This window comes from Bifidobacterium sp. POST2/T3 (B1), assembly GCF_058197115.1.
The window spans coordinates 1-5,294 of record NZ_JBVPQK010000181.1 but is presented as its reverse complement, the minus strand read 5'-3'; the positions used below and the strand labels follow the sequence as shown (position 1 = coordinate 5,294).

At 61.0% G+C, this 5,294-nt stretch carries 5 protein-coding genes and 1 pseudogene; all 6 read right to left on the bottom strand.

Going from position 1 to position 5,294, the window contains the following annotated elements:
- Nucleotides 1-386, bottom strand: a pseudogene (gene purH, locus AC0AP0_RS08480) (bifunctional phosphoribosylaminoimidazolecarboxamide formyltransferase/IMP cyclohydrolase); the annotation flags it as partial.
- A 52-nt stretch (nt 387-438) separates the two neighbouring features.
- Nucleotides 439-1,815: a cell division protein PerM gene (locus tag AC0AP0_RS08475; protein WP_490430151.1), complete on the bottom strand. Its 1,377-nt coding sequence runs from the start codon at nt 1,813-1,815 to the stop codon at nt 439-441.
- Nucleotides 1,812-2,735: a succinate--CoA ligase subunit alpha gene (gene sucD, locus AC0AP0_RS08470; RefSeq protein ID WP_490430150.1), complete on the bottom strand. Its 924-nt coding sequence runs from the start codon at nt 2,733-2,735 to the stop codon at nt 1,812-1,814. The genes AC0AP0_RS08475 and sucD overlap by 4 nt, the downstream gene beginning before the upstream one ends.
- Nucleotides 2,732-3,946, bottom strand: coding sequence for an ADP-forming succinate--CoA ligase subunit beta (gene sucC, locus AC0AP0_RS08465; RefSeq protein ID WP_490430149.1), 1,215 nt, complete (start codon nt 3,944-3,946; stop codon nt 2,732-2,734). The genes sucD and sucC overlap by 4 nt, the downstream gene beginning before the upstream one ends.
- 22 nt (nt 3,947-3,968) lie before the next feature.
- Nucleotides 3,969-4,553, bottom strand: coding sequence for an adenine phosphoribosyltransferase (locus tag AC0AP0_RS08460; protein WP_144177088.1), 585 nt, complete (start codon nt 4,551-4,553; stop codon nt 3,969-3,971).
- Nucleotides 4,554-4,661: 108 nt separating this feature from the next.
- Nucleotides 4,662-5,291, bottom strand: a complete 630-nt coding sequence (locus AC0AP0_RS08455) for a preprotein translocase subunit YajC (protein WP_490430152.1) — start codon at nt 5,289-5,291, stop codon at nt 4,662-4,664.
- Nucleotides 5,292-5,294 lie beyond the last annotated feature (3 nt).

Below are 5,294 nucleotides of genomic sequence, written 5' to 3'. Positions count from 1 at the left end.
TCGATGCGCTCCAAGCACTGGTCAGCATTTGCACCATCAAGGACGGTCTGCTCGAAGGGGTAGAGGTTGACCACTACTAGGTCGAAGGGGGCGATGCCCAAGTCTTTGAGCTGCTGGACATGGTCGGGGTTGGTCATGTCGGCCAGGAGACCGGCGTGGATGTGCGGATCCAGGGTTTTGACCCGGCCGTCAAAGCTTTCAGGAAAGCCGGTGACCTTTTCCACCGGGGTGACTTGGACACCCAGATCCTGCAGCTTCTTTGCGGTGCTGCCGGTGGAGATGACCTCGGTGCCTGCCTGGCGGAAGGCCGATGCCAGGGCCTCAAGTCCCTGCTTGTGGTAGACCGAGACCAGTGCTCGGTTGATGGTTCGATTCGTGGTGACCATGGAAACTCCTACTCCTATGCTTGAATGCCGAGGCGCCCCGCCACCCTCGGATCTATTTGCCTGGTCTGCGGGTGGACGAGACCTGTCGTGGTGTGTCTGCTCGGTCGGTTACTTTGGGCTCCTTTCCCTCCTGACCGCGTGATTGGTTTTGTTTTTCCTTGTTTCCCGCCTTGGCGGAAGTTATTTTGTGGTCTGCCTGGCGCAGATAGTCGATCAGGGCGTCCTTGATGATGACCAGGGCGGCGAGGATGAGCGGCAGCAGCCATACTCCCAGCAGGCCAACCCCCAGGGAGGTTCCGATCATGCGTAGTGAGGAGGCAATGGGCACGCCCACCCCGGCCAGTCGCTGGCGGCCCAAAGCCCCATTGGAGAGTTGGAAAAGCAGGGCAAGACCGAGCAGGGTGACCAGCCAGGTCAGGGCCATTGCCAGGGTTGCGATAAGGAAGCAGACTGCAGTATCTCGGGATTTTAGCCCTGCTTGACGCACGGCGGCATGAATTCTGACCCCCCACGGACCGGTGAGCAACAGAATGCCGGCAACAACTCCCGCCAGCAGAGGCAGGTTGAGCAGGATCAGACGAACCTCCTGCCGGGAAACGGGCTCTGGGAAAAGTCCAAAGAGGGGCAGCGAGGGCAGACTGGAGGCGTGGCCCGACCAAAGGGTGAAGGTGGCCAGCCTGCCGATGTTGAAACCGTTTCCAAAGAGCCAGGAGACAGCCCAGATGATCAGGTTGGGCAGCCAGGCCAGGGATGCCAGACTGGTCATCACAGCCGAGGCAGTGCCCATACGCGTCAGTTTAAACAGGCGGCCCACATCTCCGTGATAGAGGGCGATCCAGACAACCACGGTGATCATACCGGCAACCAGCATGGCGGCCAAGAGTATCGCACCGGCCGTAAGTCCAAGCCGGATGGTCATGCGGACCTGGACTGGCAGGGCTTCTTTGATAAGTTTGGCAAAAGCCTGACGGAAAGGTTCAGAGCGAACCCAGGCCCAGCCGTAACCCAGTAGGAAAACTAGGCTGGTGCGCAGAACAATAACCGTGGTGGTGTCGACCTGAATGGTCTGGCTGCCCTGCATGAGAATGAGGGTGCACAGCATCCAGACAACCAAGCCGGCAATGCAGCCACCGACAGACATGCCCATGCGGCCGACCAGAGTACGGATTATCCATATCAGTAGGCCAGTCAGCAGCAGGGGGATGATGGTTAGGGTCAGGGCTCCGGCTGTGAACCCGCAGCCCTGGGTGAGCAGAGTGATTGTTTCTGTCAGGGCCACGGTGGCCATTGACAGGGATGGCCCGCCCTCCTCGATGGAAATGATGAGCAGGAGCAGGGCCATACATGCACCGAGGGCGACGGTGTAGATAAGTATGGCTAGGAAGGCCTCTAGGGCCCCCCGAAGCCATACTTTCACCCTGTCGGTCATATGATGGCATGCTCCCGTAGCAGATCGCGGGCCAGCCGGGCAGTCTCGCCGGGTGTGGTGCCCACCTTGATGCCGACGGACTCTAGCGCTTCCTTCTTGTCAGCGGCTGTGCCCTTGCCGCCCGAGATGATGGCTCCGGCGTGGCCCATCTGCTTGCCCTCCGGGGCGGTAAAGCCGGCGATGTAAGCCACGATGGGCTTGGTCATGTGGGTGGAGGCCCAATGGGCTGCCTCCTGTTCGGCCGAGCCGCCGATTTCGCCGATCATGACACAGGCCTTGGTCTCAGGATCTCTGTTGAAGACTTGCAGAGCCTCTAGCATGGTGGTTCCCACGATGGGGTCGCCGCCAATGCCCAGGCAGGCGGTGAAGCCTATAGAGGACAATTCCCCCATGAGCTGATAGGTCAGGGTACCGGACTTGGAGACCAGGCCAAGCGGGCCTCGACCGGCGATGCCCTGCGGGATGATGCCCAGGTCTACACCGACGCCGTTGGGCCGGCCAGACATGGTCATCAGTCCTGGGCAGTTGGGACCGACGATGCGGCAGCCGCGTTCCCTGGCCAGGGCCACGCAGTATGCGGTATCGGCCACAGGAATGCCCTCGGTGATTACCACGATTAGGGTAATGCCGGCCTCGATGGCCTCGACCATGGCATCCTTGGCGAATCTGGGCGGGACGAATACCACCGAGGTACGGGCTCCGGTCGCCTTGCACGCTGTTGCACAATCGGCGTATACGGGCACATGACGGGCCTGACCATTCGGACCGTCGAAATCCACGGTCATTCCGGCCTTGCGGGCATTGACTCCGGCCAAGATATTGGTGCCGGCCGCCATCATGCGGGCCGTGTGAACCATGCCCTGGTGACCGGTCATGCCCTGGACCATAACGGGGGCGCCGTCCTCGATGAAGAGGGTCATCGTCCCGTCTCCTTTCCTGCCTGAGCGGCCAGGGCCACGGCCTGGTCTGCCGCCTCCTCCATGGTGCGGGCCACCTTGAGCCGAGGTTGCTGGGCCTTGGCCAGCAGGTCCAGTCCCTCTGCAGCCTCATTGCCGTCGAAGCGGACCACAATGGGCTGGTCGCCGTATTGGTCTTGCTTGCCTGCAGCATCCACGGCTGCCAGGATGCCCTGGGCTACCTGCTGGCAAGAGGTGATACCTCCATAAACGTTGACCATGACCGAACGAACCTGGGGGTCGGAGAGGACCACGTCCAGGCTGGTGCGCATGACCTCTGGAGAGGCACCGCCACCGATGTCCAAGAAGTTAGCCGGTCCAATAGGAACACCCCGTCGGCGTCCTGACCCGGCGACCGCATCCAAGGAGCTCATGACCAGTCCTGCACCGTTGCCGATGACACCCACCTGGCCGTCAAGATGGACATAGTGCAGGCCTGCGGCCTTGGCCTTGGCTTCCAAGGGATCCACCTGTGCAGGGTCCGTGAAGCGTTTCCAACCGTCGTGTCGGAAGGCTGCGTTCCCGTCTAGGGAGATCTTGGCATCGAGGGCGTCCAGATGCTTGGTGGCCTCGTCATCCGGGTCGCCCACCTTGGCCAAGGGGTTGATCTCGACCAGGGTCGCGTCGCTGTCCTGGAAGGTGTGCCACATGCCTAAAAGTATCTGTGTGGCTTGCTCCAGATCTGCGTGGTAGAAGCCGATGCGCTCGGCCATGGTGCGGGCGGCCTGCCTGTCGAAATCCTCCAGTGGGCCGATGTGCAGGCGCCGGACCGATTCGGGGTGCTCGCGGGCGATGGTCTCCACCTCGGTGCCACCGCTGGCCGTGGCCAGGACATCGTAGTCCCGGGAGGTGCGGTCCACTGAGATGGACAGGTAATACTCGTGCAGGATATTGCGGGCTTCGGTAACCAGGATTCCGCTGACCGGATGGCCGTCAATGTTCATGGGCAGGATGGCCTCGGCCAGTGCCACAGCCTGCTGGTGATTTTCGGCTCGCTTGACGGCGCCTGCCTGTCCCCTGTGCCCGATGGTGGCTTGGCCTTTGATCATGCAGGGGTAGCCGATGACGTCGGCTGCCTGGCCGGCCTCTTCTGCCGTTGAGGCATAGACAGCCCTTGGCTGGGAGATGCCATGCTCAGCGAGCAGCTGCCTGGCCTGATATTCATACAAATCCATGGTGATGGTCCCCCAATCGTGCTCAGGCGGGCATGTTCATCAGGCAGGTGACCGGGTAGGCACCCAGGGCCTTGCGGCCGTTCAGACCATTGAGTTCCATAACGAAGCTGAAACCGGCCACCTGGCCTCCAGCCTGCTCCACCAGACGTGCAGCTGCCTGGGCGGAACCGCCTGTGGCGATCAGGTCGTCCACTATCAGGACTCGCTGGCCTGGTTGGAGGCAGCCCTGCTCGATTTCGATGCGGGCGTTGCCGTATTCAAGTGAGTATTCCTGGCTATATGTGGGTTCGGGCAGCTTGCCGGCCTTGCGCATAGGCAGGAAGCCCTTGCCAAGGTCGCAGGCCAGCTGAGGGCCGATCAGAAAGCCGCGGGCCTCAAGCCCGGCTACCAGGTCGAAGTCCTCTGGCTTGACAGGCAGGGTGCGCTTCATGGCGTCGAGGACGATGGCCAATCCTCTGGGGTCCGACATGGCAGGGATGAAGTCCCTGAAAAGGATCCCTTTCTTGGGAAAGTCCGGAATGGTACGGATCAATGAGATCAGATAAGCGGCGTCGTCATCGCCCACCTGCTTAAGTTTTCCAACCTTGATATCGTCCGATTGAGCCATGATCTTCTTTCTGTCTTGCTCCTTGGGAGTGGTTGCCGGGGCCATCATACGCGCACCGGGTTTCCGTTCAGAGTCAGCCTGACTGAAGGTGTGGCGCGCGTATGATGTTCAGGACTTGCCGGAAGTCGAATCTGAAGCCTTGGAAGCCTTGGAGTCCTTAGAGGCGTCAGGATCCTTGGACGCATCCGGTTCATCAGCGTCGTCGGACTTTTCCGCAGTCTCTGCCGTGTCTGATTCGTTCTTCGGCTCCGGCTCGGTACCCGGCTTGGCTTCGGCCTTATCCGTACCCTCTGAGGCAGCAAAGTTCTGTGTGGCAGTATCGTCGGCTAAGGTTTCTTCATCATCTGCATTGTCATCGTCTTCATCATCTGCATTGTCATCGTCTTCAGCGGCGGTGACCTCGACTGGGGCATCCGCATCCTCGGAGTGGCCTTCAACCTGCTCAGGCAGGGGGTTGCCGTTTTCGTCAACCTCGTCGTCGTGAACGTAAGCGGGGACGATTGGTGGCCTGGTGATGGCCTGGATGCGCCAGCGGGACTGCGAACCTTCGGAGTCGATGACTACCTGCTCCTTTTCCAGGTCGACTGAGACGACCTTGCCCAGAAGACCGGTGGTGGTGGCTACCTCGTCACCGGGCTGCAGGGACTGACGGAAGTCCTGGACGGCGGCCTGCTGCTGCTTGCTCTTGCGGGAGCTTCCCCACATCATGGCGATCATCAGGGCGATGATGACGATCATGAA

Excerpts from the sequence above, each read along its gene's own strand:
- AC0AP0_RS08475 (WP_490430151.1), bottom strand. The coding sequence starts at position 1,815 with ATGACCGACAGGGTGAAAGTATGGCTTCGGGGGGCCCTAGAGGCCTTC.
- sucD (WP_490430150.1), bottom strand. The coding sequence starts at position 2,735 with ATGACCCTCTTCATCGAGGACGGCGCCCCCGTTATGGTCCAGGGCATG.
- sucC (WP_490430149.1), bottom strand. The coding sequence starts at position 3,946 with ATGGATTTGTATGAATATCAGGCCAGGCAGCTGCTCGCTGAGCATGGC.
- AC0AP0_RS08460 (WP_144177088.1), bottom strand. The coding sequence starts at position 4,553 with ATGGCTCAATCGGACGATATCAAGGTTGGAAAACTTAAGCAGGTGGGC.
- AC0AP0_RS08455 (WP_490430152.1), bottom strand. The coding sequence starts at position 5,291 with ATGATCGTCATCATCGCCCTGATGATCGCCATGATGTGGGGAAGCTCC.